Genomic DNA, 26,169 nt, shown 5'->3' with positions numbered 1-26,169 from the left:
CGGGGGTTTTTGGTCTCTTATCGAGGGTTTGTATCGACAAGGAGAATGGAATTATGAGTAATGTAACAGCTTCATCATCAGCAAAAAAGATCAGCAGAACGTCGCCCCTACGCAGTGGGTTTTGGCTCGTTGTGTTCGGTGCAGCACTATGGGGCGTTGATCCGCTCTTTCGTATTATCCTTTTAAAATCGTTGACCTCGTCGCAAATTGTTCTTTTGGAGCATGTTGTACTCTTCTTGGCGGCTTCACCGGTTCTATGGCGTCACCGTGCCGAGCTTAAAGGCGTCGGTCTACGCCAAATAGGTGCCCTGTTAATTGTATCATGGGGAGGTTCTGCCGGGGCAACCATCCTATTTACAATGGCTCTTTCCAGTGGGGATTTGAATGCAGTGCTATTGCTGCAAAAGCTTCAGCCGATATTCGCTATCGGTCTTGCAGCCTTAATTCTTAAAGAACGACTGCCTAAAAATTTCGGAATCCTCATTATTGTGGCACTGGTAGGAACCTACCTGTTGACCTTTGGCTGGAGTATTCCATTCGGACATGTGAACAACTTTATTGGCGTGAGCAGTCTGATGGCTTTAGGAGCTGCCGCGCTGTGGGGTGGATCGACAGTAATGGGTCGTTATCTGCTTGGGTCTATGAAATATGAGACAGTGACTTCCTTACGATTTATATTAGCACTGCCTTTGCTCTTCGTTATCACTACATTAGAAGGAGCTCCTTGGCAGATAAATGGCGGATTTGGGGCCTCTGCTGCCATAGCTATTAATTTGTTGCTGCAGGCTTTGCTACCAGGACTACTCAGTATGCTAATGTATTACAAAGGACTCAGTACTACCAAGGCGTCCTTCGCTACTTTAGCAGAACTAAGCTTTCCAATGACGGGAGTAATTATTAACTGGATCGTATTCCAGCAGCTCGTCACCCTACCACAAATTATCGGGTTCGCGTTGATCTGGATCGCTTTATTTTTCATATCGAGTCAACAATCCAAACCACAAACGCTCTGAACAGACTAAATAAAGTATAAAGGGATGACTGGAATGCCTATAGGCTTTCAGATCATCCCTTTTTGTATGTCACTATATTACATTCGACTGCAAAAACTGCAGAAATGTTTCGTACGTAGCATATAGCGTAATAATTTAAGCCTTTACAATAGAGATGGGCGATAACAACGCATGAACTGGACCCAACCTTTCTACCTCATTTTGCAGGGGGAAATTGATCTATGCGTTAAGGAAGATTATTTGTACAATAGAGGCTATGACATTTAAGTCGGAGTGTGAAGGTAAGTGTATAGATATAATTTATTTACTAAAATCGTGAGTATTATGGTCATCATGCTGATTCCTATTACGATCCTTTACTTCTATTCCAACAAAACGACCACGGATGTGCTACGTACGGAGTTAAATACTTCGAACAGCAATCAGCTCAGTTTCTTTCAGAATCAAGTAGAGAGCAATATGGAGCTGTTGTCCTCCTGGCCGATCCTGCTCATTCATGATCCTGATATTTTGAGCTTAAAGGATACTTATTTGAAGGGAACATATTTGAACCTGGATGCGATAAACCTGATCAAGCGGATTCAGACCAAAATCAGTATTCAGGAAAGCTCCTCCAACTGGAAGAGTAAGTTGTATCTATATTCACCGTCCATCCACCGAATGGTGTCAGAGAATGATGCTATACCGTATTCGGATGAGGATCTCAAGCGGGAAGCAAAATCAGGCTGGCATGTGGAAAAGATCGTTGAGCAGGATGGCGACCATTTTGTGTTCTCTTGGTTTTCTTTTACACCCTTTATGTCAGAGTTCACTCCTGAAAAGGTCAATACAATTATGAAGGTGGAGTTCGACAGCCGAAACATCGAAGATATGTTGGATAAATTCAAAAGTGATGGCAGGAGAGATCCTTTTTATTATAAGCAGGGAACTGGACTTATCTTTAACCGCAGTGCCGACAAGCTACTAGCTAAAGAACTGATAGAAAAGCTGGAGCAAAACCAGCTGAAGCAGAGCGAGAATCGTACAGTGAACATTAATGGCGAGTCCTACAGTGTAAACATAGTTTATTCCGATAAAATGGGCTGGTATTTAATCGACTATATGCCGCTATCAGAAATCCTGCATCCGATTCAGACCTCTAATCGCTTATTTTATTTTGCTATTGGTGCATTGTTATTAATGAGCTGTCTCGTAGCCTATCTACTATATGTTCAGGTGCAGGTCCCCGTTAGATTATTGGTTGGAGGCTTTCAGAGGCTGAAGCAAGGAGATTACTCTACACGGGTGGAGATCAAAGGTAAGAATGAGTTCAGCTTCCTATCTGGACGGTTTAACAGCATGGTAGAACAGATTCAGCAGCTGATCGAGAATGTGTTAATGGAAAAAATTCATGTTCGAGAAGCCAGATTAAAGCAGCTTCAATCCCAGATCAATCCGCATTTCTTCTATAATTGCTTCTCATTTATTACGAGTATGGCGAAGCTCGATAATATGGGTGCTGTCGTCGGTATGTCGCATAATTTATCCCGTTATTACAGATATACGACCCGCCAAGAACGTGATCTTGTCGCTTTATCCGAAGAAACGGAGTTTGTGACTCACTATCTGGAAATCCAAAAAATGAGGATGAGCAGACTTCAGTATGAAGTTCATATCCCGCCACAAATGCGAAAAAGAGATCTTCCACCGCTGGTTCTTCAACCTTTGGTTGAGAATGCGGTTATCCATGGGATTGAGCCTGTCTCTAAAGAGGGGCTGGTGCGAATTACGGGCTCTTGCAATGGAAGAGTTATGACATTAACGGTTGAGGATGACGGTAAAGGCATGACTCCAGAGGAAATTACCGTATTGGAAAATAAGCTAGGCAAAGCGATGGATGAAGAAATGGGCTGCGGGCTTTGGAATGTGCATCAGAGAATGCGGCTGCGTTTTGGTGAGGATGCAGGATTGACTATTTCACCTTCACCACTCGGAGGATTACAGGTTAAACTTCAGTGGTTGTTACCGCTAACTGACAATAATATAGATGACATCTAGGAGGGAATATGATGATAGAGATATTGTTAGTGGATGATGAGCCTTATGTAACGGAAAGTCTGGCCCGCACTATTCCGTGGGATGAGATTGGTGTAAAACAGGTGCATCAGGCGGCATCAGGTGCCGAGGCGCTGGAAATATTGGAGCAGCAGGACATAGATATCATGGTTACTGATATTTCGATGCCGGGGATGTCCGGTTTGCAATTAATTGAAACGGTGAGCGAGAGATGGCCGGATATCCGGTCGATTCTGCTGACAGGTTATTCTGATTTTCAGTACGCTAAGAAGGCGATTCAGCTACAGGCCTTTGATTATATTTTGAAGCCAGTAAGTGATGAGGAGTTTATCAAAAGTATCTCCGGAGCGATTGAGTCCTTAAAAGACGAATGGGAGGCACATGATAAATATCATTTGCTACTCTATAATCGCAAAGCCGATTACAGTGTCTTACGGGCTAACTTGATGCATGAATTACTGCTTGGTAGAGTGCTGTCTGAGCGGACACTTGCATTAAAGCTTAAAGAATATGAAATCTCTTTCGAATCAGACGTTGAAGCGGCGATGTTATTGATTCAGCTGGGTAAGCATTATGCGGCAATGGATCATCATTCCGTCTCCTTAATGGAATATGCCATCGGCAATATTGCCGAGGAGCTCTTCAAGGAGCAGTTCCATGTCTGGTTCTGCAAAGCACCCCATGATTGTTTAATTTTGCTTGTGGAACTGAAGCCTGTCATCCAGCGGGAGTTAGAGAAGTCGAATAATTACGATGCTGCGAGACAACTAATCCTTAAGTCAGCGATAGCTAACTTTAGAATTAGTGTGAGTAATTACCTGAAGGGTGAGATATCGCTAATTGTAACGGAGTGGTTTGCTTTCCCCGAGGGGATGACGGCTGCCTATCGAAGTGGCTTAAGTTCAATGTATTTGACAACACATAATGAAACAGGCTCGGTACTTTATCTGGGGGATCGTCATCTTCAGGAGATGATGAGCATCAAATCGCTCGAAAGCCTTTATCGTCCGCCAACGCTCATTCATTTGCTGGAATCTAAGCAATGGGATACAGCCCGTCAGAAGATTGCTGATGTGTTCCAAGATATGGAGAAGGCACGCTTTTCAAGTGAGCATCTGTATGAGGTCTTTCTGTCCATTACTAATGCGTTTATGTACATTGCCCACAAAGGGGGGCAGTTCATCTCGCAAATCGACCAATATGCGTTCGATCCGATGCTGACACAGAGCATTATTGTTTCTTTTGACAAGCTGAAGGATTGGGCTTTTGATATGTTAAACAAGCTGCAGAAGGAACTATCAGAAAGTGATCAGAACACGAAAAGTTACATTATAAAGCAGGTACATGAGCTGGTAGGAAACCATTCTGGGCATGATCTGTCGGTCAAGACGATAGCGGATCATGTGTATCTGCACCCCGTATACTTATCTAAAATATATAAGGCAGAGACAGGAGAAGGGCTCGGAGACTATATTATCCGCATGCGGATGGAACGTGCACTTTATCTACTTAAGAATACCAATAAAAAAATCTATGAAATCACGACCGAACTTGGATATCAGAATCCGCAATATTTCAGCAAAATGTTCAAAAAGCATTACAATATGACACCAAATGAGTTTCGTGACGGATAGAGAGGTTGAGAAAGGTGCAGAAACCTTGTTTAAATGACGTATTCGACATCATTTCTGTTCCCTATAATTAAGTCATAACCAACACTTAAGGAATCTAAGGGGGAACAAAATGAGCGCGATGAAGAGAAAGAGATGGCTACCGCTCCTGTGTATGAGTATGCTTTTAGTAGGGAGTCTAGCAGGTTGTTCGGGCAATAATGCTGCTGATGGAAAGAATACTGCCGGTGATACGACTACCAATACAACATCTAATTCTGAAAACGCCTACAAGGATAAATATGATCCTGAGGTAACCATTACAACGGTATGGGGTGTTGACCCTGAGCTTAAATTCAAGAACGGGGAGAGCATTGAGAATAACGTAGCTACGAAGTGGACAAAAGAAAAGTTCGGCATCAATATTAAATCACTTTGGTCCATCACAGATACGAATGGTGCTTTTGGAACCAAGCTACGCCTGTCGATGTCATCAGGTCAGGAAATGCCTGAAGTTGTAACCATCGGTACAGGTGATAGCACGATTGCTCAGGATTTGATCGATTCCGGTATGTACGCTGAAGTGGGAACGCTGTTTGATAAATACGCCTCAGCGACTTGGAAAGAAGCTATGGCACAGGATCCTAACGTATGGAACCAATACAGCCGCGATGGCAAAAAAATGGGTCTTCCTGTACTCGATTACGCGTACAACCATGATTACATTCTCTGGATCCGCCAAGATTGGCTGGACAAGCTAAATATGCAAGCACCTAAAACGATTGATGAGCTGGAAAAGGTTATGGATGCATTCAAGAATCAGAACCCTGATGGCTTGGCACCAGATAAGGTAACTCCGCTCAGTATCGGCTTTAAGACATCGATGAACACTTGGATGGGCGATCCTTCTTGGATCTTCGGTGCTTATGGAACTCTTCCACAGCAATGGAATCTTGATGCTGATGGTAAATTGGAATACGGTTCTGTAAATGCGGGTATGAAGCAAGGGCTGGAAAAAATGAAGGAATGGCTTGCTAAGGGTTATATTCCTCAAGAAGCAGCACTTTGGGATGAGAACAAAACAGCTGAGCCAGCAGTGGCAGGTACAGCAGGTATTCTCCCAGGACCTTACTGGATGAGCGGTTGGCCGCTTCAGGATACTGTGAAGAATGCTCCGAATGCTGTATGGGCTCCAATTGAAATTCCAGCGGGACCAGATGGTAAAGTAATGCGTCATGGTACACAGTTCACCAACGGTGTAACTCTGATCAGCACTAAAATGAAAAATCCAGAAGCATTCTTTACCTATCAAAACTATCTGTTCGATAACTTCGCTGATCCTAAGCCTGGTAGCGAGCTAGATAACGGTCTCTTCGCAGGATATGACTATGAACTAGATGCAAACGGTAAGATGATTGATAATGAAAAAATTGCTGGTGGTTATGTGAACAGCGTTCGTTATATGCTGGTTCGTGACGGTGCCCGGATTCCGGATGCCCAAATGAAAGCACTTCTTAATCTTGCAGATGGTGCTGAACCAACCACTCGTCTGGAGAAGGATGTAGCCGTGAACTATGGTAAGGATACTCCTGCAGCTGCAAAGGTTCTGCTGGCGCAAGAGGATAAATCCTTCAAAAATATGTTCACAGGTCCTACCACTGAAACTATGAAATCAAAGATGGATTATCTGAACAAAATCGAGAACCAAACGTTTAATGAGATCATCTATGGCAACAAGCCACTAGAAGCTTTCGATACCTTCGTAGCGACCTGGAAATCAGGCGGCGGCGACCAAATCACTAAAGAAGTAAATGAATGGTATGACAGCGTAAAATAATGCTCTGTTAAGGGTATGAGTAGCACAATTCGGGACTGTTTCCTCAGCTGTTTATTTAGCTGGGGGAACGGTCTCTTTTTGCGTTAGCGGCTATCCGAATTCGTATACACTAGCATCAATTTCTATGTGGTAAAGAGATTGGTTTTGTACCATATATATTGGTTTTGCTCGCTATTTGGGGAATCCTGTCGTTGCTATAATTTGAGTATGGTTACAGAAGAACTTGACACGATATGGGGGACCAAGGATGAGAACACTTAAAAAAACATGGCCATTTCACTTAATGTTGCTGCCGGCGATGATCTTCCTGATTATCTTCAGCTTTATACCGATGGGCGGAATTGTGATGGCGTTTCAGGATTATAAGCCATGGCTAAAAATTTCCGGATCAGCGTGGGTTGGATTAGATAATTTCCGCTATCTATTTGAACGTAATGACAGTATGCAGGTCATTTGGAATACTTTGATTATTGCCGTTCTGAAGATGATCTTCAATCTGGCTGTACCGTTTGTGTTCGCTATTCTGTTGAATGAGATTCGCAAGGTTTATATACAGCGTACGATTCAGACCTTGGTTTATTTACCTCACTTCTTGTCTTGGGTCATCCTTGGCGGGATCTTGCTAGATTTGCTTGCTACAGATGGTTTCGTCAATCAGATCCTCGGCAGTATGGGGATAAAACCTATCTTTTTCTTAGGAGATAATAACTGGTTCAGGTTCACGGTCATTCTCACGGATGTATGGAAGGAATTTGGTTATAACACGATCGTCTTCCTAGCTGCTCTAGCAGGAATTAACCCTTCATTATATGAAGCTGCTGAAATAGATGGTGCAACCCGCTGGAAGCAGACACGTTTTATCACAATGCCATCTCTACTGCCGATGGTTGTTGTGGTAGGTACTCTGGCTCTTGGAAATGTATTGAATGCAGGGTTTGACCAGATCTTTAACCTCTACAATCCGCTGGTCTATCAGAAAGGCGATATTATCGACACCTTCGTCTATCGTACAGCTATTCTGAATGGTGAGATGGGCTTTGGTACAGCAATCGGACTGTTCAAGTCAGCCATTAGTATGGTCCTAATCCTTGTATCGTACAGTCTAGCTAAAAAATGGGCAGGATATCGCATTTTCTAAACTACCAAAGGAAGAGGGAGACCTATGTATTACAAAACTAGAGGTTATCGTATTTTCAACATATTCAATACTTGCTTTCTGATCATACTCGCACTCATGTGTATCGTTCCTCTGATTCACGTATTAGCTGTATCTTTCAGTGCCAAGTCTGCGGCTGATGCCAACCTGGTGGGGTTGTGGCCAAAGCAGTTCTCTCTGGAAGCTTATAAAAAGACAATGAATAATCCGATATTCCTACACTCCATATGGGTTTCCGTACAAAGAACTGTACTCGGAACCGGACTTACGCTTCTGATTACTTTTCTGGCAGCGTATCCGCTATCTAAGGAAAACTCGGCCTTCAAAGGTCGGAATGTGTATTCCTGGTTGTTCGTTTTCAGTATGGTGTTCAATGGTGGACTGATTCCTTTTTACATTGTCATTCAAAAAATTGGCTTAATGGATTCCTTCTGGGTACTCGTTCTGCCAGGTGCGGTAAATACTTTCTTAGTAATTCTGATGCTGAACTTCTTCCGCGGTATTCCAAAAGATCTGGAGGAAGCTTCACTAATAGACGGTGCAGGACATTTCCGAACATTGTTCAGTATTTACTTGCCGATTTCTTTGCCATCTATTGCGACAATTGCACTGTTTAGTATGGTGTTCCATTGGAACTCTTGGTTCGATGGCCTATTGTATTTGAACAATTCCAAGCAGTTTCCGCTGGCGACCTTTCTGCAGACCGTTATCATTCAACGGGATATGAGCTCCATGAGCATTAATCCGAAGGAGATGGAATTAATCTCGCAGACCACGGTTAGAGCCGCGCAAATCTTTATCGGGGCCGCCCCAATTCTAATCGTATATCCATTCTTGCAGAAGTATTTTGTTAAAGGGATGACACTAGGTTCTGTAAAGGAGTAGGGATGATGATAACGACATTTATCAATGGAATGGACATCTCGTTTCTGGATGAAATAGAGCAGGGTGGGGGCAAGTTCCACAGTAGTTCTGTTCGGATTACTGAGGAAGGTGAGGATTTGCTCCATATCCTTAAGGACAATGGAGTAAATGCCATACGGCTACGGATTTGGAATGACCCTCCAGGTGGCTTTTGCAATTTGGAACGGACGCTGGTTATGGCAAAGCGAATCAAGAAAGCAGGGCTTGACTTTTTACTGGATTTTCATTATTCAGATAAATGGGCGGATCCAGCTAACCAATGGAAGCCAAAAGCTTGGGAGGCACTTGATTTCAGTGAATTGACATCCGCCGTGTATGATTATACTCGCGAGACGCTTAAAGCTTTACAGTCTCAAGGCACGCTGCCCGATATGGTGCAGATCGGTAATGAGATTACGCCAGGCATGTTATGGGGAGAGGGCAAGGTAGATGGAGATTGTGATACCCCGGAGCAGTGGGAGCAGTTCACGACGCTAGTTAAAGCGGGTATAGCGGGTGCGAAATCCGTCGATTCTGACTTGTCCATCATGATCCATATTGACCGAGGGGCTGATCATACGGCTAGCCGTAACTTTTATGATCGTTTCTTAGAACATGGCGTAAACTTTGATGTTATCGGTTTATCTTTCTACTCTTGGTGGCATGGTACTTTGGATGACTTGCAGTATAACCTGAACGAATTAGCGCTGCGTTATAACAAGGATATCATTGTGGTGGAAACAGCCTATCCATGGACACTTAATGCACCTGAAGGATTTCCAATAATTGTGAATGAGGAAGCCCAGCTCCATGAAGGTTATCCAGCCACAGTAGAGGGTCAGGCTAAGTATATGAAGGATTTCATAAACGTAATTGAGAATACTCTTAACGGAAAAGGAATCGGCTTTTATTACTGGGAGCCTGCTTGGATTCCTTCGCAAAAGGAATGGTCCGTCGGACATGAGAACGGGTGGTCCAATTTAGCTCTGTTTGATTTTGAAGGTAAGAAACTGGATTCGCTCCATTTCTAAAGATTATTCGGATAGAAAAGAAGACAGCCAATGGTTAATTACCGTGACTGTCTTCTTTTTTTAATTCAAAAAGGCATCTAAAGCTACCGTAGGCTTACCAGAAGAATCAAAGGCACCTTTTGTGTAAGCGTACCATGTGCCATAACTCTCCGGCTCCCAATAGAAAACACCAAGGCCTTTGCCGCCGCTTACCGATTTTGTTTTGCTAATGATGTCCGTAAGAAAAGCTTTAGCCGTTGTTGGAGCACTAACGTCCATGCCGACCTCTGAAATGATCACCTCTTTACCATACCGAGCAACCATATCATTCATATTCGTTAATGTCTGAGCGTTCAGTGTAGACCAGTTGCTGGTAGTGGGATAGAGTGACATGCCGATAACATCATAGTTGGCACCGTTAGCCTTCAGACCGTCAAACATCCAGCGGAATAAGGCATTGTCGTAGCCATTAGAGAGGTGGACGATGACTTTAGAACTACTACTGACTGCTTTTACTGCACTATATCCTGAATTGATCAACGCGGCAAAATTACTCATGCTTACAGATGCTTTCCCATCCTCCCAAAGCATACCATTATTCGTCTCGTTCCCTACCTGTACCCATTCCGGAGTAACACCGCTAGCTTTGAGTGTATTCATAACATCATAAGTGTGGTCATATACCGCTGTTTTTAGAGCCGTAAAGTTCTTGCTGGTCCAGGCAGCAGGTTTCTTCTGATTGCCAGGATCTGCCCATGTATCGCTGTAATGAAAGTCAATCATGATTCGGAAACCCATGTTCTTGGCTCGAACGGCCTGTTTCACAACATCGGCTTTGTTTGAGAAATTAATGGAAGGGTTGACCCAGACCCGAAGTCGAATGGAATCCATCCCGTGGTCTTTGAGAATTTGCAGTAGATCTTGTTTCACACCGTTATCATTGTAAAAAGACCAATTATAATACTCCATTTCCGATAGCCAGCCTACATCCGCCCCTTTTGCAAAAGTCGCAGCAGCCTCTGCAGATTTGTTATTCACAAAGTTGAAACATATACTAAACACGAGAGACACGCAAACGAACAGTTTGAACATTGTTTTTGAGCTCTGTTTGTTCATGATCTTAACCTCCGGATTAGGATTTTAACAACAAGCGCCCTTACCTTAATTATTTTTGTATCCGTTTACATTAAATCGCTCCCTTCGTCTTTAATAACAAAATTGTAAGTTGAGGTAAGCATTCACGATACCTATAAACATTCAACATTTCAGCATCTTTGGAAATTGATTCAGAGCTTCAAGAGTAAAAATAAGGCTTTACTCCCATACTACCGTTATCTTGCACCGGAGCTACTTGACCACAACCTTTAGGAGGAATGCGGATGAAACAACATTCTGCTCCCGCCATCTATATACAGCTTAAGAACCGGGTGACGGTGCCCAAAGGTAAAGGTGTCACATTGGGTGATATTGCATTTTTGATCGCGGAGCCAGAGCTGAAAGAGTCGCTGGAATCTATTCTGCTAATGAAGCCAGAGCAAAGTGACGGCAATCTGATTTTGATTGATCTCTTGATGGTTATTCCCCGCATCTATGACCTGTTGCCGGAAGCGGACATTGAACCGATCGGTGAAGGGAGAACGATTGTGCAGATTGAAGGTCCGGTGGAGAGGCGGAAGCCTTCAGTAGCGATGTTTGTTTTAGTATGGCTGCTGCTGTTCTTTGGGTCTGCGCTGACAATCATGAATTTCCATGCGGATGTAAACATGCAGGAGGTTCAAATCCGAATTGTGGAGATGATCACTGGTCATCGGGATGAGCATCCGTTTGTATTTCAGATTGCGTATTCGCTAGGAATTGGTTTTGGGATGGTCATTTTTTTCAACCATTTATTTAAGAAAAAGTGGAATGAAGAGCCTACACCACTAGAAGTGGAAATGTACCTGTATCAGAAAAATATCGACCAATATGTCATCAATGAGGAGTACAGCAAAATGAGGCGCCGTGGAGAAAATCAACCTGAGAACACGGAGGACGGAAGATGACGGCACCTATAACACTGGGATTAAACTTACTGCTGGGTATTGCTGGAGGGATCGCTGTAGGCGGCGGTGTGATCGCTTTATTTGTGGTGCTCGACATGGTGCCCCGTCTGGCTCAATTAACCTCTTCTTACGATAAAGTACATTGGTACGAAGGTGCGATGGTAGTTGGATCATTGCTAGGAACCGTAAGTGATTTTTGGAATTGGAAAATATGCTCAGGTCCTTTAGTTGAACTTGGTATAGGACTTTTTGACGGGATTTTTGTCGGGATGCTCGCTGCAGCATTGACCGAGGTATTAAATGTGCTGCCGATACTCGCTAAACGCTTGAATATGACACATTATCTGTTCGGGCTGTTAATGGCGATGGTAAGCGGGAAAGTCGCGGGTTCTTTATTCGACTGGTTTGTATACCGACAGTAAACGGAGGGTTATAGCATGAGTAAATATATTCACAGTGGTGATTCTGCGCCAGAAGAGGATCACCAGGAAGAGAACGCTGCGGCTGCCGCCGCAATGAAGAATACTGCAGCGGATCTAGTTGCGGATCATACTGAGGCTGATGGAGCTTCTATGACCAGTGAAAACGCAGAAGATTCGGCGGAAAATACTACAACAGCTGATCCGAGTCAAGGCCAGCAGGATGCAGAAGCGTCAGATGAGCTCGGGACAGAAGAGCAAAGTGCCGAAGCGTCAGTACAGCCGGATTCCGGGCAGCAGGATGCGGAGGCGTCAGATGAGCTCGGGACAGAAGAGCAAAGCGCCGAAGTGTCAGCACAGCCAGATTCCGGCCAGCAGGAAGCAGAAGCGTCAGATGAGCTCGGGGCAGAAGATCAAAGCGCCGAAGCGACAGCACAGCCGGATTCCGGGCAGCAGGATGCGGAGGCGTCAGATGAGCTCGGAAATCAGGAGCAGAATGAGCCTAGTAAAGGATTTTTTGCCAGGTTATTCGGCTTAGATTCAGATTCGGAATCCGAAGATGAGGCGCAAGATCAGAATGCCCAACAAGCAGGCGGATCAGAGGCGGCAACGGGGGCAGGGGATGAATCCCAAGCCCAAGTAACGTCAAATTCCAAGCCTAAGCCCTCAAAGAAGCAAGCACAGCAAGAGTCCCAAGACAGCAGTAATCAAAAGGGAAACAGTAAGCTACAAAAGAAACGGGATAAAGAGCACTCCAACTCATTAAAAGAGTCCGTCATTTACTGGCAAGGAAATGATGAAATTCCAGCTTCTCTGCAAGATACGAAACAAACTCTTACTGAGGTAATGGGGCTGGGAACAAGCTTTGATGTAACGTTTAGACAGATGTCCTTTGGCGGACATAAGACAGCTCTACTCTGTTTAAGTGGATTTACCAATACAGATGTAACCGATGATATTCTAAAACGTCTGACCTATCTCACATCTGAGAATCTGTCTACGGGTGTACTGTCTAGCTTTATGAATGAATATGTCCCTCACATCCAGGTGGAAGAGGGGAATTCGTTAAGCGAAAGTATCGAGAAAGTACTAGAAGGCTTGAGCGTATTATTCGTCGAAGGTGAGAACAAGGTTATCATCATGGATACTCGTTCTTACCCTAGCCGCAGTCCTGCCGAGCCTTCGATTGATCGGGTGGTGCGCGGTGCGCGTGACGGTTTTACAGAGACTTTACTGAGTAATATCTCGCTTGTCAGAAGACGGGTTCGTGATCCAGGGCTGAAATATGAGCTATTTCGGGTTGGACGACGGACACAAACAGATGTCTGCGTGGCTTACATTGATGATATTGTTGATAAAACACAGGTTAAATCTGTTATCGACAAAATTAAAAGCATTGATATTGATGGTATTCCTCTGGCAGATAAACAATTAGAGGAAGCGATTATCGGCGGTGGATGGAATCCATATCCTATGGTGCGTTATTCTGAACGCCCTGACGTTGTGGCTTCCAATTTATTAGAGGGACGGGTAATACTGTTTGTAGATACCTCACCTATTGTTATTGTTCTTCCGACTACTTTTTTTGATCTTTGTCAGCATGCAGAGGAGAATCGTCAGACTCCTTTTATGGGAACGTACTTGCGGTGGGTCCGTTTCATTGGTATATTTGCGTCCATGTTCCTGCTGCCACTATGGATGTTGCTTGTCATTCATCCTGAACTAAAGCCGGCTGTGCTGGATTTCATTGGACCTCAAAAGACCGCCAGAATTCCAATACTCGCCCAGTTTCTTATTGTGGAGCTTGGGGTTGATTTACTGCGGATGGCCGCAGTACACACACCAACGCCTTTAGGATCAGCGATGGGTCTGATAGCTGCCATACTGATTGGTGATATAGCGGTCCAGAGTGGTTTGTTTGTTAACGAGGTAGTTCTGTATATGGCTGTAGCCTCCATAGGTATGTTTGCAACCCCGAGTTATGAGCTGGGTCTGGCGAATCGAATAGTCAGGCTTGTGTTATTAGTAGCCGTTGCGGCATTCCAGGTGCCAGGATTTATGATTGGCACGACGCTACTGACTATTTTCCTAACTACCCATCGGTCCTATAACTCGTCTTATATGTGGCCGTTTATACCTTTTAATGCAAAGGCAATGAGTGAAATTCTAGTGCGCAAGCCAGTCTTAAGCTCGAAGACAAGGCCGTCTTTCAACAAAACTAGAGACAATACAAGGGTGCCACCTACTCAAAAGAATGATTAACAATCGTATGAAAATACAAAACTACTGCAAATTAGTCCATTCAATGGAGTTCCCACTGTCTGTTATACTGAATACACTAAAGACAGGGTGGAACCTTGATATTCCACAGAAATTGGAGGACTAAAGAATGTTTCTACACGGTACTAGCCGAATTAACGATGCTGGGCATTTGGAGATCGGCGGATGTGATGTAACTGAATTGAAGGCGGAATATGGAACCCCGCTATATATATTGGACGAGCAATTGGTGAGACAACGTTGCCGGGAATATATGGATGCTTTTAAAGCCTCTGGACTTGGGTTTCAAGTAGCTTACGCAAGTAAGGCGTTCTCAGTAATGGCTATGGTTCGTTTGGCTGATCAAGAAGGCTTGTCGCTTGATGTTGTATCTGATGGCGAACTTTACACAGCTTTACAAGCTGGCTTTCCGGCAGAACGTATTCATTTTCATGGCAACAATAAGACGTCTGAAGAGATCGAAATGGCGATTGATGCCGGGATCGGCTGCTTTGTAGTCGATAATCTGGTAGAGCTTAATCTTTTGCAGTCCATTGCATCACGTAAAGAAGTTAAGGTTAACATCTTATTACGTGTGACACCAGGTGTCGAAGCACATACGCATGAGTATATTACTACAGGTCAGACCGATTCCAAATTCGGTTTTGATATCGGTAATGGATCAGCTTATGAAGCAGTTAAAGCGGCAGCCAGCAAAAAGAATTTAGTGCTGCTTGGCGTACATTCCCATATTGGTTCTCAAATTTTTGAAACGGATGGATTCCAGCTTGCTGTTGAACGTGTAGCGAGTTTTGCTCGTAGTGTTAAAGAAGGTTTGGAAGTGGACTTCCGTGTAGTAAACCTAGGTGGAGGTTTCGGTATTCGTTATGTTGAGGGGGATACCCCGTTACATGTTTCTGAATATGTAGCTGCAATTACGGATGCGGTGAAGACTCATTTTGCTGGAATTTATAATGCTTTGCCTGAAATTTGGGTGGAGCCGGGCCGCAGTATTGTCGGAGATGCAGGTACCACACTTTATACTGTAGGTACGAACAAGGATATTCCAGGCGTGCGTAAGTACGTTGCCGTTGACGGTGGGATGACTGATAATCCACGTCCTGCCTTGTACCAATCTAAATATGAGGCATTGCTTGCTAATCGTGCGAATGAAGAGGCTACAGAAACTGTATCCATCGCTGGTAAATGCTGCGAGAGCGGAGATATGCTGATTTGGGATGTAGAACTGCCTGAGGCTGAAAGCGGCGATCTGTTGGCTGTAGCCTGCACAGGCGCTTACAATTACTCCATGGCGAGCAATTACAACCGTCTTCGTCGTCCGGCTTTAGTGTTCGTTCAGAACGGACACAGCGATCTTGTAGTGCGTCGCGAAAGCTATAATGATCTGATTGCCAACGATATTGTTCCTGAGCGTATCGCTAAACAAGCCGCTGTTGCTAAGTAATAGCCGTTAATGTTAAGTAGGGAAAATTGGGAAGGCATAAAGAGCAAGCAGGAATTACTCCTGCTTGCTTTGCTTTGTGCGTGGTTTCATAGTAATATAATTGAGGTATTCTAAATTTGTTAATTTTGAAAGGGGTCATTTACATATGGCAAAGCAAGCGAAAATTACTCTAGAAAATGGCGGCGTAGTGCTGATCGACTTGTTCGATCAAGATGCACCAAACACTGTAGCTAACTTTGAAAAGCTAGCAAAAGATGGTTTCTACAATGGATTGACATTCCACCGTGTTATCCCTGGTTTTGTAGCACAAGGCGGTTGTCCTAACGGAACTGGATCTGGTGGTCCAGGCTACACCATCAACTGCGAAATCAACCCAAACAAACACGAGCGCGGAACACTTGCTATGGCACATGCGGGTAAGAACACAGGCGGAAGCCAGTTCTACATCTGCTATGCACCGCAACCACACTTGGATGGAGTTCACACTGTATTCGGTAAAGTAGTTGAAGGTATGGATCTTGTTGATACTTTCAAAGGACGCGACAAAATGACTTCAGTAGAAATCATCGAAGCTTAAGAATTAATAGTTAAAAAGCCAGTCTCCGAATATCCGGAGGCTGGCTTTTTGTGTTGTTAAAGAATCCGCCTAACCCGTCTATGTCGCGATTTACGCCGCTCTGGCACCCAGAAGAATACCAAATACATGAGCAGAAACACAATGAAGGCAAATAACTCTTCAACAAGCAGGTAATAAGGATATGGCCCAAAATAATCCAATACAGAATAAGTACTGGGCTTATGAGATAGGAACATGTAGTTAGACCCTAGGATGTAATTGGCAATCCACACACAAGCGGCCACAATGTTTAGTCCAAGCATGGTGAACAGGAGAGATTTCCAAGTGGGCTTATAGCCCTCAATCCAGGTCATATAAAGAGAAGCAAGAATAATACCACCATGAGCTATAAAGAACAGTAGAAATCGGAAATGAGGGAACGGATAGACCAGATTCGGTGTGAGTAAAGCAATGAATGCTCCACCAATCCCAGCAAAATACAGAAAGGAGTAAAGTGTTCGGCTACGAGTTATCAGCATGATAATGGATAGTAGTAATGTAATTCCGCATAGTTCGAGCGGGAGTGAGCTGCTGGATTGCCATACGTTCTGAGTGAGGTACCATATTTGAAGTCCCGCCTCTGAGAACATCAGAATAATAATTAGCAGCAAGCGCATACTTTGCCGAAGTCTCATATCCGTGCGAATTTCGAATCTTAAACCGTAAAACAGTAGACACAGCAATGCAATGATAGACAGAGCAATCCAATGTGAAGGGGAGAACATAATGAAATCCTCCGTGCGCTGTCGATCAAAATAAGATGAAAGATGCATGACTCAACCTCCTTCGTACGGAAAAATACTTCAAAAAATAATTATGTAAATTTTTGAGATTTTCTGTTTCTGAACATCCATAAAATGGTTATATATGTATGCGTTCTGTCAAATAAGCCACAAAAGAAGGGCTTTTCATTATTTTAACATAAGATGGGGCGAGGGGCGCGGAATTACATAAGAAGCATTCGAGCATGAGGAATGGCAGAGATTACGCTTCAAGAGGGGATACAAACACAGAAAAATCAAATTGGAAAAGGAATTGGAGGCTTTAGGGTTATGTTAAAAAAAAGAATAAGTGTGATGCTCGTTATTCTGATGCTTGTAGCGCAATATGCCTATGGCATCGGTTTCGCTCCACAAGTAAAAGCAGCAGCAATCGATCAGGAACGGAATATCATCACTATTGTCTCAATGGCTGTATATGGTGCAGACGGGCAGACGGTCACGGATAGCGTTTATGAGCAAGATGCTAATGTAACATTAGATTATACGTGGTCTCTTCCTAAAGCACATCCGTACAAGCAAGGTGACACCTTTACCTTTCAGCTTCCAGAGCAGTTTCAGCTTTTTAATGATATTAACGGTTCATTGGTATCAGAGGATGGAGATGTAGGAACTTTTACAGTTGAGCAGTTATCACACCAAGTAACAATGAGCTTTAACGACTACATAGAAACGCATGATGACGTGCAAGGAACGCTTCGGATCAATACTAAGTTTGATAAACAAAAAATCTCAGGAAGTACTGTTCAGCAAATTTTATTTCCGGTGAGCGGTGGTGTTCAGACGGTTACTGTGAATTTTAAACCGAGTGTAGGATCCACCATTGAGAAGAGGGGGATTCCTCAGGGTTTTAATGCTGACTATATTTTATGGTCGGTTGACGTAAATAAATCATTAAAAACTGTTGGGAATGCAGTCGTAACTGATCCTATACCAACAGGTTTGTCACTAAGCACTCCGGTCACTGTGAGTGTGTATCAACTGAGTATCCAGTTGGACGGTTCGGTAACGCAAGGTGCACTACTCGATACCAGTAAATATTCTTCAGAGTTTACTGAAGGATCGTTAAATGTTCGTTTCACTGATCCTGCGATTTCCAGTGCTTACCGTATTGAATACTCCACAGCTATTACTGACGAGCATCAGCTAAGCTTCACGAATACAGCGACTTTTACAGGAGATGGGCAAGTTCCTGCAAGTTCCTCTGCTACTGTTCAAGTAGAACGAGGAGGAAGCTTGAACAAGTACTCTAGCGGATATGACTGGAGCAATCAAATCATTTCCTGGGCAATCGAATATAACTATAATAAAAAAACGATTCCGCAAGGAAATGCTGTACTAAAGGATTTGTTTAATGATTCTCAAGCGTTAGTAGCCGATTCGATAAAAGTATATACGGTGCAACTGGATTCAGCAGGTACAGCAACGTTAGGCAATCTGTTGACAAAGGATCTTGATTACACTGTAGTTGCAGCGTCAGACGTGAGTAAGTCAGGGTTCACCTTGCAATTTAAACAAGATATAACATCCCCTTATCGAATCGAATATAAGACCAAAGCTGTTAAGCGTGTGTTTGAAGATACTACCATCACTAATACAGTTACGGACAGTACGTACACTGAACAGGCTACTCGCTTAATACGGTCAGCCATTCTGTATAAGAACTTAACAGACGTAGATTATCAGAATAAAACGGTTGGATGGAAGGTCACATTGAACAGTGATAACTATCCAATGGGCCAGGTTGAGATTACGGAATCGTTCCCGTTTGGAGGACTGAAGTTTATTCCGGAATCACTCGTAATTAGAAATTCGAATGGAAGTATATTAAAGCCTGCCGATTATATTTTAGTATACAATACTCCTGTTCAGTCTAATAAAGGGTTCAAGGTTGTCTTCAAATCGGCGATTTCCGAAACTTATACAATCAGCTATAGAACAGACTTTAATAAGGATTGGATTTGGTCTAATACTGAAAATTTTAATAACAAGGTTCGGATGGACTGGATAGACACGTCCGAAGTTCCTCGCACCACAGAAGCAGAAGGGCTATTTATTCCAAGAGTTGAAGCGAAAAGTAATGGCTTGAAATTTGGTTCCTATAATGCTTCAACTAAAGAATTAGCTTGGACATTAGGGGTCAACTATAATAGCAAAACGATTGCAGAGCCAGAGGTCGTGGATATTTTGAAATCGGGTCAAACCCTGGTTCCTGAATCGCTGAAAGTGTACACCATGAATGTTGCTAAGAATGGGGACCCAACGAAAGGTGTAGAGGTAAACAGTAGCAAATACACTTACAGTGTTAATGGTAATAATGAGTTGAAGGTCTCTTTTACAGACGCTATTCAATCCGCATATTATATAGAATTTCATACAAGTCTTGAAGGCAAAGTCATCGGCACTGCTATTGATAATAAAGCCAATCTCTATGATGGGACAAAAAAGGTATCCAAGGATTTGAACGCTTCCGTAAAGATTCCTTATGGAGACGAATATCTCTTAAAGAATGGTGTTCAGAATGGCGAGAAAATCGATTGGAGCATTCAAATCAATCGTAGTCAGTCTACTGTGATGAATGCGTTAATCAAAGATACTCCTAGCGCTAATCAGATTTTGCTACAGGATTCATTCCATCTGTATCCTACAACCCTAGCTGAGAACGGGGATGTAACAAAAAACGGACCTGAATTGACCCAAGGTATCGATTACAGCCTAGAAATAAAAACGGATGTAGACGGCAAGCAGTCGTTTGATTTAAGCTTCGCCAAGGAGATTAGTAAACCTTATATTCTCGATTATCAATCTCTGATTATGGCGAATACAGGAGACAAAGTTATTAATACTGTTCGTTTCAGTGGTTTTAATGTTATCGAAATAAGCAAAGATTCTTCTAAAGAAATTATCGTCGGTGTGTCGAGTGGATCAGGATCAGGTAGCGGGGTTAGAGGCTCCTTGATGATCAAGAAGCTGGATGCAGAGGACAACTTGAAAACGCTGGGAGATGCGACTTTTGCACTTTATCGTCTAAACGGCTCAGACCGCGTATTTATTAATAGCTTAACCACAGATTCCGCTGGTACAGCCACATTCAACAAATTATGGTTGGGCAACTATGTATTGATGGAGACGACAGCTCCAAGTGGCTATGTACTTGATCCTACAGAACATCCAGTATCCATTCATTCTTCGTCAACGAATCAGTTAGTGATTACGAATCAAAAAGCAGTTGAGCCTACGCCTACTGCAACGCCAGAGCCAACTATAGCCCCTACAGCAACACCATCAGCTTCGTCGGAACCAACTGTTACTCCGTCAACAGAGCCTACAGTAGCACCTACGTCAACACCAACTTCAGGAACTCCAGGAGGTCCGGTTACACCTACACCTACGAGTTCGCTGGTGCCAGGAGTAATCATCAATGATCCGGCAGTACCTACTGGCCCTGGGAATACGACCGGTCAGGAATCGGCAACTTCAGAAGAGGAAGGAACTCCAGATTTAGTTATTACAGATGAAAATGTTCCTTTGGGAGAGGTCGACATTGTTGATGAGGAAGTACCGAAAGGTACAGTGAATAACAACACTTCCAGTGCCCCTCAGCTTCCAAAGACGGGAGAAAGTAGCCCGGCACCGCTTTACATGACAGGTATTGGATTAATAGCCATAGGCTTTACTTTAAACCGTGTATTTAGACGGAAGGGAAACTTAAAGTAAGTGAACTGATTGAGTATGATTTGAAATTGAAATGAAAGAAGCACCCGGCGTGATTAAGGTCGGGTGCTTTTGTTTGTGTTCGGCCTGATATTCATTTTGTGTTCTGAACCTATTCGCTCGCAGGGAAGGAAGTCTCAAATTCGGTTTGTTTACGTGAGCTTTTGGCAGAAATCGTTCCACCGTGGAGCTCTGTGATGTTCTTGGCAATCGCGAGTCCTAAGCCACTTCCGCCGGTCTCTCGAGAGCGTGATTTATCTACGCGATAAAATCGCTTGAATAAGTGGGGGAGGTCCGCGGTTGGAATCGGGTTGCCGTAATTCGTGCATGTAGCAATCACTCTATTGTCTTTTCTATAAACGGAGATATCTAGAATCTTACCTTCTTTCCCGTATCTAACCGCATTGGTGAATAGGTTCTCATATAATCGTACTAACTCGTCCGCATCACCATGGATAATTAAAGGGACCTTATCCGTATGAATACGGTAGGTCATATCGGCTTGCTCCAATACGGGAGCAAATTCCTCGACAAGCTGTTCAAGCAGCTTTCCGAGATCTACAGGCTCAATATTAAGGGGGAGCCCGCTGCTGCTAACGCGTGTATATTCGAATAAATCGTCGATTAGCTTTTTAAGAGTCAGGGATTTCTCATAGGCAATATTAACATAATAACGCAGTTCGACCTCGTTCTTATAACGATCCTTCTCCACATACTCCAGAAATCCAAGTACAGAAGTTAGAGGGGTTCGGAGATCATGGGATACACCTGTGATTAGGTCGTTTTTGGCTTTCGCTGCTGCTCGTTCTTCCTCTAAAGCGGATTTTAGTTTGCCAGCCATGAGGTTCATATTTTCGGCGAGTTTACCGAGTTCATCCGTACCTGTTACTGGTACCTTGAAAGATAAATTGCCATCCGCTATCGCTTGGACCCCATTCGTAATATTATGAAGATTGCTTGTTGTATTTCTGGATAGTTTTAGAATGAAAACAATAAACAAAGGAAGACCAATAAGAATCACTATAGGCGTAGACCCGATGTTATTGATTACCCAGCGGATGAGCTTAACCCCCCAGAAGGAACGAGAAGGATTGAGCCATAGCAAAAGGGATGTCCCATAATAGCCGACCAATAAAATTGCTGCTGTAAGTGCTAGACTCGTTAAGCTGAAGCCGACTATTTTCCAGGATAGGGTATCGAATCGTTTAAGGTTCAACTAGAAGGACCTCCTTTTTCCAGTTTGTAGCCAACGCCCCATACCGTCTTTAAATATTGTGGTTTTCTCGGATTAGCTTCAATTTTTTCTCTGATTTTTCGAATGTGTACCATGAGCGTATTATTGCTTTCGAGAAACTGCTCTTTCCACACTTTGGCATAGATTTGCTCCATACTTAGTACTTGTCCCTTGTTTCGGGCGAGCAGCTCCAAAATTGCGAATTCTCTCGGAGTAAGTTTAACGGCCTGATCATCCACGCTAACTTCATGCGTAACCGAGTTAATAACCAAGCCATCAATGATGATTTCATCCTGTTTGGCACTTAGCTCGACCATGTAATTCCGGGTTCTACGCAGCTGGGATTTAATGCGGGCAACAAGCTCCAGCGGACTAAAAGGCTTCGTAACATAATCATCCGCACCTACACTGAGTCCAGTGATTTTATCTAGTTCCTGACCTTTGGCAGATAACATAATAATCGGGAATTTTTGTGTTTCTCGAATTTTTATACAAGTCTCTATACCGTCCATGTTAGGCATCATGATATCTAGAACCATCAGATCTATCGTTTCTTTTTTAATAATTTCAAGTGCTTCCAGTCCGTCATGGGCAGTTAACAGGCGGTATCCCTCGTTCTCCAGATAGATCTGCATGAGCTTAATAATCTCAGCTTCGTCATCAACCAAGAGCAGTGTTGCGTTGTGCATGATTCAGCGTCCTTTCTTGCTTGTAAAGCAATCGTACTACAAGAAGTATACAATATATTCTAGTTTGAAAGCCTTATTTGAAGGCCGGTGATGAGCGATGGGAAGCAGCTTGTGTAGTTCTTTGAAAAACTTAAAGCTATAATAAAGCCGCCCACATAGCAGAGAAGCAGAGGCCAAAAAGTATTGATTGTTGGAGAAGGTTGTCGGTATAGCATGCGACTTGAAAATGAAATTTATTAGCAAAGATGAATAGTTTATAATCCTTATTTAACAAGAGATTTCTTAACAACGGTGGCAGGTAAAAGTAAAAGTAAACTTAATAGTTTCTTAACAAGTCTTAAGATTTGGGAAGCTGCTATGCTATAATAATTTCAAATTCAATAGGTTGGAGGAGAATTGGAAGATGTGGAAAGAGTTTAAAGCCTTTGCCCTAAAAGGAAATGTACTTGATTTAGCCATTGCTGTCGTTATCGGAGCAGCTTTTGGTAAAATTGTGACATCATTGGTAGCTGACATCATTACGCCGATCGTTGGCTTGATAACAGGTGGTATAGATCTGAAGGATCGGGCTCTAAGTGTCATGGTTATGCATAATGAACTAATTATCCCTTATGGGCAATTTTTGCAGGCGGTAGTTGATTTCTTTATTATTTCCTTCTCAATCTTTATGGTGATCAAGCTATCAAACAAATTTCAACGTAAAGAAGCGGTTAAGGTTGAAGTGGTGGAGACGCCTGCGCCAGCAGAGGATATCGTATTGCTGACTGAAATTCGTGATCTGTTGAAGCAACAAGAACGTGGATTGTAATTGGAAAAAGAAAACCAAAAAAAAGTGCCTGGAGATACTAGTCCGGGCGCTTTTTTGGTTTGTTTGTATGTAAGGACACCATCCATAGACCTCATCACGAAAGTGTTGTCCTCTTTTTAAAGTTGATAATCTCGTTTCTTCTTGTAATCACCATACATCTTAGAATTAAGTTACAAATTTTAAGTAAATATATTAAATGCACTTGCATTTCGATGGTGTAAGTGATAATTTTGTTAGTAAGGAAAACTTGAACCTCAATTAAATAAAAGGATCAATCCTTCAGGGCAGGGTGTAATTCCCTACCGGCGGTGATGTTGTTGTAGAGTGCTTATTTATTAAGTTTATCTACCACACTTAGTCCGCTACCCGGCTCGCGTTGTTGACGCGAACGGTGGACCCGGTGAAATTCCGGGACCGACAGTATAGTCTGGATGGAAGAAGGAGAGGTTAACCGCTTGTCTGTAATAGACAGGTGGACTGCAGTGTTTTCATTTATTATGTGCGATATTTCACAATTGCCGTCAATGGACGGTTATTTACGCACACTTTTATTTGGACTGCCGATAAACTCTCGCATAACCCATCTTTACTCCGCCTGGAGAATGAGATGGGTTTTTCTGTTTTTAAGCATTAGATAGACAGTAAGGGGATAGGAGGACGAGATGGACAACATGAATGACGAGTTTTACATGTCGCTAGCGTTGGATATGGCAGAACGGGCCCAAGGACAGACAGGAATTAACCCTGTTGTAGGCTGCGTTGTTGTAAAGAATGGAGCTATGATTGGGCTTGGAACTCATTTGCAGCGCGGAACGGGTCATGCTGAGGTACATGCCTTGAATATGGCAGCCGGTCAAGCACAGGGCAGCACTGCCTACGTAACACTGGAACCGTGCAGTCACTATGGCAAGACTCCGCCCTGCAGCCAAAGGCTGATCGACGAGGGAGTAGCCAGAGTGGTAGTCGCTTGTGAGGACCCTAACCCTCAGGTGGCGGGTCGCGGGGTTCAAATGCTGCGTGAGCACGGAATCGAAGTAGAAGTAGGGTTACTGCGTGATCGTGCACTGCGGTTGAATGAACGGTTTATCAAATATATTTTGACAAAACAGCCTTTTGTTACGCTCAAGAGTGCCAGCACGCTGGATGGCAACCTAGCTACCAAATCTGGTGACAGTAAATGGATTTCGAATGGAGAAGCGCGGGAGATCGTACATACACTGCGGCATCGGCATCAGGGAATTATGGTCGGTGTCAATACAGTGATTGCAGATAATCCCTCACTAACGACAAGAACGGAAGTACCGGGTATTAATCCGACACGGATTGTGATTGATTCTGGCCTACGTATTCCATTGGATTCAGCAGTTGTAAGTGACAGTCTAGCGCCTACGATCATCGTGACAACAGAAGCCGCAGATCCTGCAAAGAGAGCAGCGCTTCTTGAGGCAGGTGTGCAAATTATTGTTAGCGGCCCAGGACCACGGGTGGATTTGAAGGCTGCTATGGTAACGCTCGGTGAAATGGAAATCGGATCGATTTTACTTGAAGGCGGGGGCACGCTAAATGGTGCGATGCTGGAGAGTGGGCTAGTTGATCGAGTGATTCTCTTTTTCGCTCCAAAGATTGTTGGCGGTGGTGCTGAAGCGAAAGGGACTTTCGTTTTTCCTGGTGTAGAGCTGATGAAGGACGCGATTTCTCTGGAGGGACTGGAAGTAAAAGTGCTCGGAGATAATGTATGTATCAGCGGTACTCCGGTACGCTAAGGCGAATGGTTACAAAACTTAAGCGTATGCTTCCAGAGCAAGTTTTGTTCGGAGAGATAGCGGAGAAGTGTTATTCACACAAAACTTTAGGAGGGAAAGCATGTTCACTGGATTAGTCGAAGAAGTTGGCACTCTGAGAAGTGTCTCCACCGGTGGAGAAATGATGGTGCTGAACATTGCCGCTTCGGTCATCATGGATGATCTGAAGATTGGTGATAGCGTTTCGGTTAATGGCGTCTGTCTTACAGCGACAACTTTAGGCGAGAACTATTTTACAGTGGATGTCATGCCTCAGACCTATCGAAATAGTAACCTGAAGGAGCTACGTCCTGGCAGCCGGATGAATCTGGAGCGAGCAATGGCAGCCGGTGGCCGATTTGGAGGTCATATTGTTCAAGGACATGTTGACGGCACAGGTGTCATCAAAAGCGTAAAGCGTGATCAGAATGCCGTGGTATATGAGATTGCGCCAGATCGCAAATCACTGTTCAAATACATCATTCCTAAAGGGTCGGTCACGATCGATGGCATTAGCTTAACGGTAGTAAAGACGACGGCATCATCGCTTACTGTATCCATTATTCCGCATACTTTAGGGGAAACGGTGCTAACTTACAAGCGGGCGGGAGATAGTGTGAATATAGAGAGCGATGTCCTTGGTAAATATGTTGATCATCTTCTGCATTATGGCTCAGCTGCACAGGATGAAGAAAGTGATAGCAGTTCTGGGATTAGTCGTGATTTCTTGACGGCGAACGGATTTTTTTGAAAAAGAGTAAGCTTACGAAGAGGAAACA

At 43.6% G+C, this 26,169-nt stretch carries 19 protein-coding genes, 1 pseudogene and 1 riboswitch; of the genes and pseudogenes, 16 read left to right on the top strand and 4 right to left on the bottom strand.

Annotated elements, in window-relative coordinates:
• Nucleotides 1–53 precede the first annotated feature (53 nt).
• From QNH28_RS20760 to QNH28_RS20730, 7 genes are all read left to right on the top strand, one after another.
• Nucleotides 54–1,013 carry a DMT family transporter gene (locus tag QNH28_RS20760; protein ID WP_283908354.1) on the top strand — a complete coding sequence of 320 codons (960 nt, stop codon included), beginning with the start codon at nt 54–56 and terminating at the stop codon, nt 1,011–1,013.
• A gap of 324 nt (nt 1,014–1,337) precedes the next feature.
• Entirely contained in the window at nt 1,338–3,050 is a 1,713-nt protein-coding gene (locus QNH28_RS20755) for a sensor histidine kinase (RefSeq protein ID WP_283912219.1), read from the top strand.
• Between the two features lie 11 nt (nt 3,051–3,061).
• A complete protein-coding gene (locus QNH28_RS20750) occupies nt 3,062–4,702 on the top strand; it encodes a response regulator transcription factor (protein ID WP_283912218.1) in 1,641 nt (546 codons plus the stop codon).
• A gap of 109 nt (nt 4,703–4,811) precedes the next feature.
• Nucleotides 4,812–6,515, top strand: coding sequence for a type 2 periplasmic-binding domain-containing protein (locus tag QNH28_RS20745; protein WP_283908353.1), 1,704 nt, complete (start codon nt 4,812–4,814; stop codon nt 6,513–6,515).
• 247 nt (nt 6,516–6,762) lie between these two features.
• Nucleotides 6,763–7,653 carry an ABC transporter permease gene (locus QNH28_RS20740; protein ID WP_042129685.1) on the top strand — a complete coding sequence of 297 codons (891 nt, stop codon included), beginning with the start codon at nt 6,763–6,765 and terminating at the stop codon, nt 7,651–7,653.
• A 24-nt stretch (nt 7,654–7,677) separates the two neighbouring features.
• Nucleotides 7,678–8,556, top strand: a complete 879-nt coding sequence (locus QNH28_RS20735; RefSeq protein WP_042190304.1) for a carbohydrate ABC transporter permease — start codon at nt 7,678–7,680, stop codon at nt 8,554–8,556.
• A 2-nt stretch (nt 8,557–8,558) separates the two neighbouring features.
• Nucleotides 8,559–9,605 carry a glycoside hydrolase family 53 protein gene (locus QNH28_RS20730; RefSeq protein ID WP_349655004.1) on the top strand — a complete coding sequence of 349 codons (1,047 nt, stop codon included), beginning with the start codon at nt 8,559–8,561 and terminating at the stop codon, nt 9,603–9,605.
• A 60-nt stretch (nt 9,606–9,665) separates the two neighbouring features.
• Here the strand turns inward: QNH28_RS20730 and QNH28_RS20725 are convergent, their stop codons facing one another.
• Nucleotides 9,666–10,700 carry a glycoside hydrolase family 53 protein gene (locus QNH28_RS20725; protein WP_283908352.1) on the bottom strand — a complete coding sequence of 345 codons (1,035 nt, stop codon included), beginning with the start codon at nt 10,698–10,700 and terminating at the stop codon, nt 9,666–9,668.
• Between the two features lie 263 nt (nt 10,701–10,963).
• Between QNH28_RS20725 and QNH28_RS20720 the strand changes: the two genes are divergently transcribed.
• The 5 genes and pseudogenes from QNH28_RS20720 (at nt 10,964) to QNH28_RS20700 (ending at nt 16,346) form a co-directional block, all read left to right on the top strand.
• Nucleotides 10,964–11,626, top strand: coding sequence for a stage V sporulation protein AA (locus QNH28_RS20720; protein ID WP_283908351.1), 663 nt, complete (start codon nt 10,964–10,966; stop codon nt 11,624–11,626).
• A complete protein-coding gene (locus QNH28_RS20715; RefSeq protein ID WP_283908350.1) occupies nt 11,623–12,048 on the top strand; it encodes a stage V sporulation protein AB in 426 nt (141 codons plus the stop codon). The genes QNH28_RS20720 and QNH28_RS20715 overlap by 4 nt, the downstream gene beginning before the upstream one ends.
• A 552-nt stretch (nt 12,049–12,600) precedes the next feature.
• Nucleotides 12,601–14,307, top strand: a pseudogene (locus QNH28_RS20710) (spore germination protein); the annotation flags it as partial.
• Between the two features lie 127 nt (nt 14,308–14,434).
• Nucleotides 14,435–15,769 carry a diaminopimelate decarboxylase gene (lysA, locus tag QNH28_RS20705; protein ID WP_283908349.1) on the top strand — a complete coding sequence of 445 codons (1,335 nt, stop codon included), beginning with the start codon at nt 14,435–14,437 and terminating at the stop codon, nt 15,767–15,769.
• 145 nt (nt 15,770–15,914) lie between these two features.
• Nucleotides 15,915–16,346, top strand: coding sequence for a peptidylprolyl isomerase (locus QNH28_RS20700; RefSeq protein ID WP_042190291.1), 432 nt, complete (start codon nt 15,915–15,917; stop codon nt 16,344–16,346).
• A gap of 56 nt (nt 16,347–16,402) precedes the next feature.
• Here QNH28_RS20700 and QNH28_RS20695 read toward each other — a convergent pair whose 3' ends face one another.
• Nucleotides 16,403–17,158, bottom strand: a complete 756-nt coding sequence (locus QNH28_RS20695) for a YwaF family protein (protein ID WP_283908348.1) — start codon at nt 17,156–17,158, stop codon at nt 16,403–16,405.
• A 279-nt stretch (nt 17,159–17,437) separates the two neighbouring features.
• Here QNH28_RS20695 and QNH28_RS20690 point away from each other — a divergent pair, with 279 nt between their 5' ends.
• Nucleotides 17,438–20,881 carry a collagen binding domain-containing protein gene (locus tag QNH28_RS20690; protein ID WP_283908347.1) on the top strand — a complete coding sequence of 1,148 codons (3,444 nt, stop codon included), beginning with the start codon at nt 17,438–17,440 and terminating at the stop codon, nt 20,879–20,881.
• A gap of 109 nt (nt 20,882–20,990) precedes the next feature.
• On the opposite strand, the gene QNH28_RS20685 is transcribed toward QNH28_RS20690, so the two are convergent.
• Together QNH28_RS20685 and QNH28_RS20680 are read right to left on the bottom strand one after the other, a co-directional pair.
• On the bottom strand, nt 20,991–22,094 hold the full coding sequence (locus tag QNH28_RS20685; RefSeq protein ID WP_283908346.1) for a sensor histidine kinase: 1,104 nt from the start codon (nt 22,092–22,094) through the stop codon (nt 20,991–20,993).
• A complete protein-coding gene (locus tag QNH28_RS20680; protein ID WP_283908345.1) occupies nt 22,091–22,801 on the bottom strand; it encodes a response regulator transcription factor in 711 nt (236 codons plus the stop codon). The genes QNH28_RS20685 and QNH28_RS20680 overlap by 4 nt, the downstream gene beginning before the upstream one ends.
• Before the next feature lie 403 nt (nt 22,802–23,204).
• On the opposite strand from QNH28_RS20680, the gene mscL reads away from it, so the two are divergent.
• From mscL to QNH28_RS20665, 3 genes are all read left to right on the top strand, one after another.
• A complete protein-coding gene (gene mscL / locus QNH28_RS20675; protein WP_283908344.1) occupies nt 23,205–23,609 on the top strand; it encodes a large-conductance mechanosensitive channel protein MscL in 405 nt (134 codons plus the stop codon).
• 271 nt (nt 23,610–23,880) lie between these two features.
• Nucleotides 23,881–24,056, top strand: a riboswitch (FMN riboswitch).
• A 215-nt stretch (nt 24,057–24,271) separates the two neighbouring features.
• On the top strand, nt 24,272–25,372 hold the full coding sequence (ribD, locus tag QNH28_RS20670; protein ID WP_283908343.1) for a bifunctional diaminohydroxyphosphoribosylaminopyrimidine deaminase/5-amino-6-(5-phosphoribosylamino)uracil reductase RibD: 1,101 nt from the start codon (nt 24,272–24,274) through the stop codon (nt 25,370–25,372).
• A 100-nt stretch (nt 25,373–25,472) separates the two neighbouring features.
• Nucleotides 25,473–26,141: a riboflavin synthase gene (locus tag QNH28_RS20665; protein ID WP_283908342.1), complete on the top strand. Its 669-nt coding sequence runs from the start codon at nt 25,473–25,475 to the stop codon at nt 26,139–26,141.
• Nucleotides 26,142–26,169 lie beyond the last annotated feature (28 nt).

Origin of the sequence: Paenibacillus sp. G2S3 (assembly GCF_030123105.1) — a bacterium.
Classification (GTDB): domain Bacteria; phylum Bacillota; class Bacilli; order Paenibacillales; family Paenibacillaceae; genus Paenibacillus_AQ.
The sequence above is the reverse complement of the archived record's forward strand: the minus strand, read 5'-3'. Positions and strand labels throughout refer to the sequence as shown.

Coding starts and splice junctions, on each gene's coding strand:
- QNH28_RS20760 (WP_283908354.1), top strand. CDS start 54: ATGAGTAATGTAACAGCTTCATCATCAGCAAAAAAGATCAGCAGAACG.
- QNH28_RS20755 (WP_283912219.1), top strand. CDS start 1,338: ATGGTCATCATGCTGATTCCTATTACGATCCTTTACTTCTATTCCAAC.
- QNH28_RS20750 (WP_283912218.1), top strand. CDS start 3,062: ATGATAGAGATATTGTTAGTGGATGATGAGCCTTATGTAACGGAAAGT.
- QNH28_RS20745 (WP_283908353.1), top strand. CDS start 4,812: ATGAGCGCGATGAAGAGAAAGAGATGGCTACCGCTCCTGTGTATGAGT.
- QNH28_RS20740 (WP_042129685.1), top strand. CDS start 6,763: ATGAGAACACTTAAAAAAACATGGCCATTTCACTTAATGTTGCTGCCG.
- QNH28_RS20735 (WP_042190304.1), top strand. CDS start 7,678: ATGTATTACAAAACTAGAGGTTATCGTATTTTCAACATATTCAATACT.
- QNH28_RS20730 (WP_349655004.1), top strand. CDS start 8,559: ATGATGATAACGACATTTATCAATGGAATGGACATCTCGTTTCTGGAT.
- QNH28_RS20725 (WP_283908352.1), bottom strand. CDS start 10,700: ATGAACAAACAGAGCTCAAAAACAATGTTCAAACTGTTCGTTTGCGTG.
- QNH28_RS20720 (WP_283908351.1), top strand. CDS start 10,964: ATGAAACAACATTCTGCTCCCGCCATCTATATACAGCTTAAGAACCGG.
- QNH28_RS20715 (WP_283908350.1), top strand. CDS start 11,623: ATGACGGCACCTATAACACTGGGATTAAACTTACTGCTGGGTATTGCT.
- lysA (WP_283908349.1), top strand. CDS start 14,435: ATGTTTCTACACGGTACTAGCCGAATTAACGATGCTGGGCATTTGGAG.
- QNH28_RS20700 (WP_042190291.1), top strand. CDS start 15,915: ATGGCAAAGCAAGCGAAAATTACTCTAGAAAATGGCGGCGTAGTGCTG.
- QNH28_RS20695 (WP_283908348.1), bottom strand. CDS start 17,158: ATGCATCTTTCATCTTATTTTGATCGACAGCGCACGGAGGATTTCATT.
- QNH28_RS20690 (WP_283908347.1), top strand. CDS start 17,438: ATGTTAAAAAAAAGAATAAGTGTGATGCTCGTTATTCTGATGCTTGTA.
- QNH28_RS20680 (WP_283908345.1), bottom strand. CDS start 22,801: ATGCACAACGCAACACTGCTCTTGGTTGATGACGAAGCTGAGATTATT.
- mscL (WP_283908344.1), top strand. CDS start 23,205: ATGTGGAAAGAGTTTAAAGCCTTTGCCCTAAAAGGAAATGTACTTGAT.
- ribD (WP_283908343.1), top strand. CDS start 24,272: ATGGACAACATGAATGACGAGTTTTACATGTCGCTAGCGTTGGATATG.
- QNH28_RS20665 (WP_283908342.1), top strand. CDS start 25,473: ATGTTCACTGGATTAGTCGAAGAAGTTGGCACTCTGAGAAGTGTCTCC.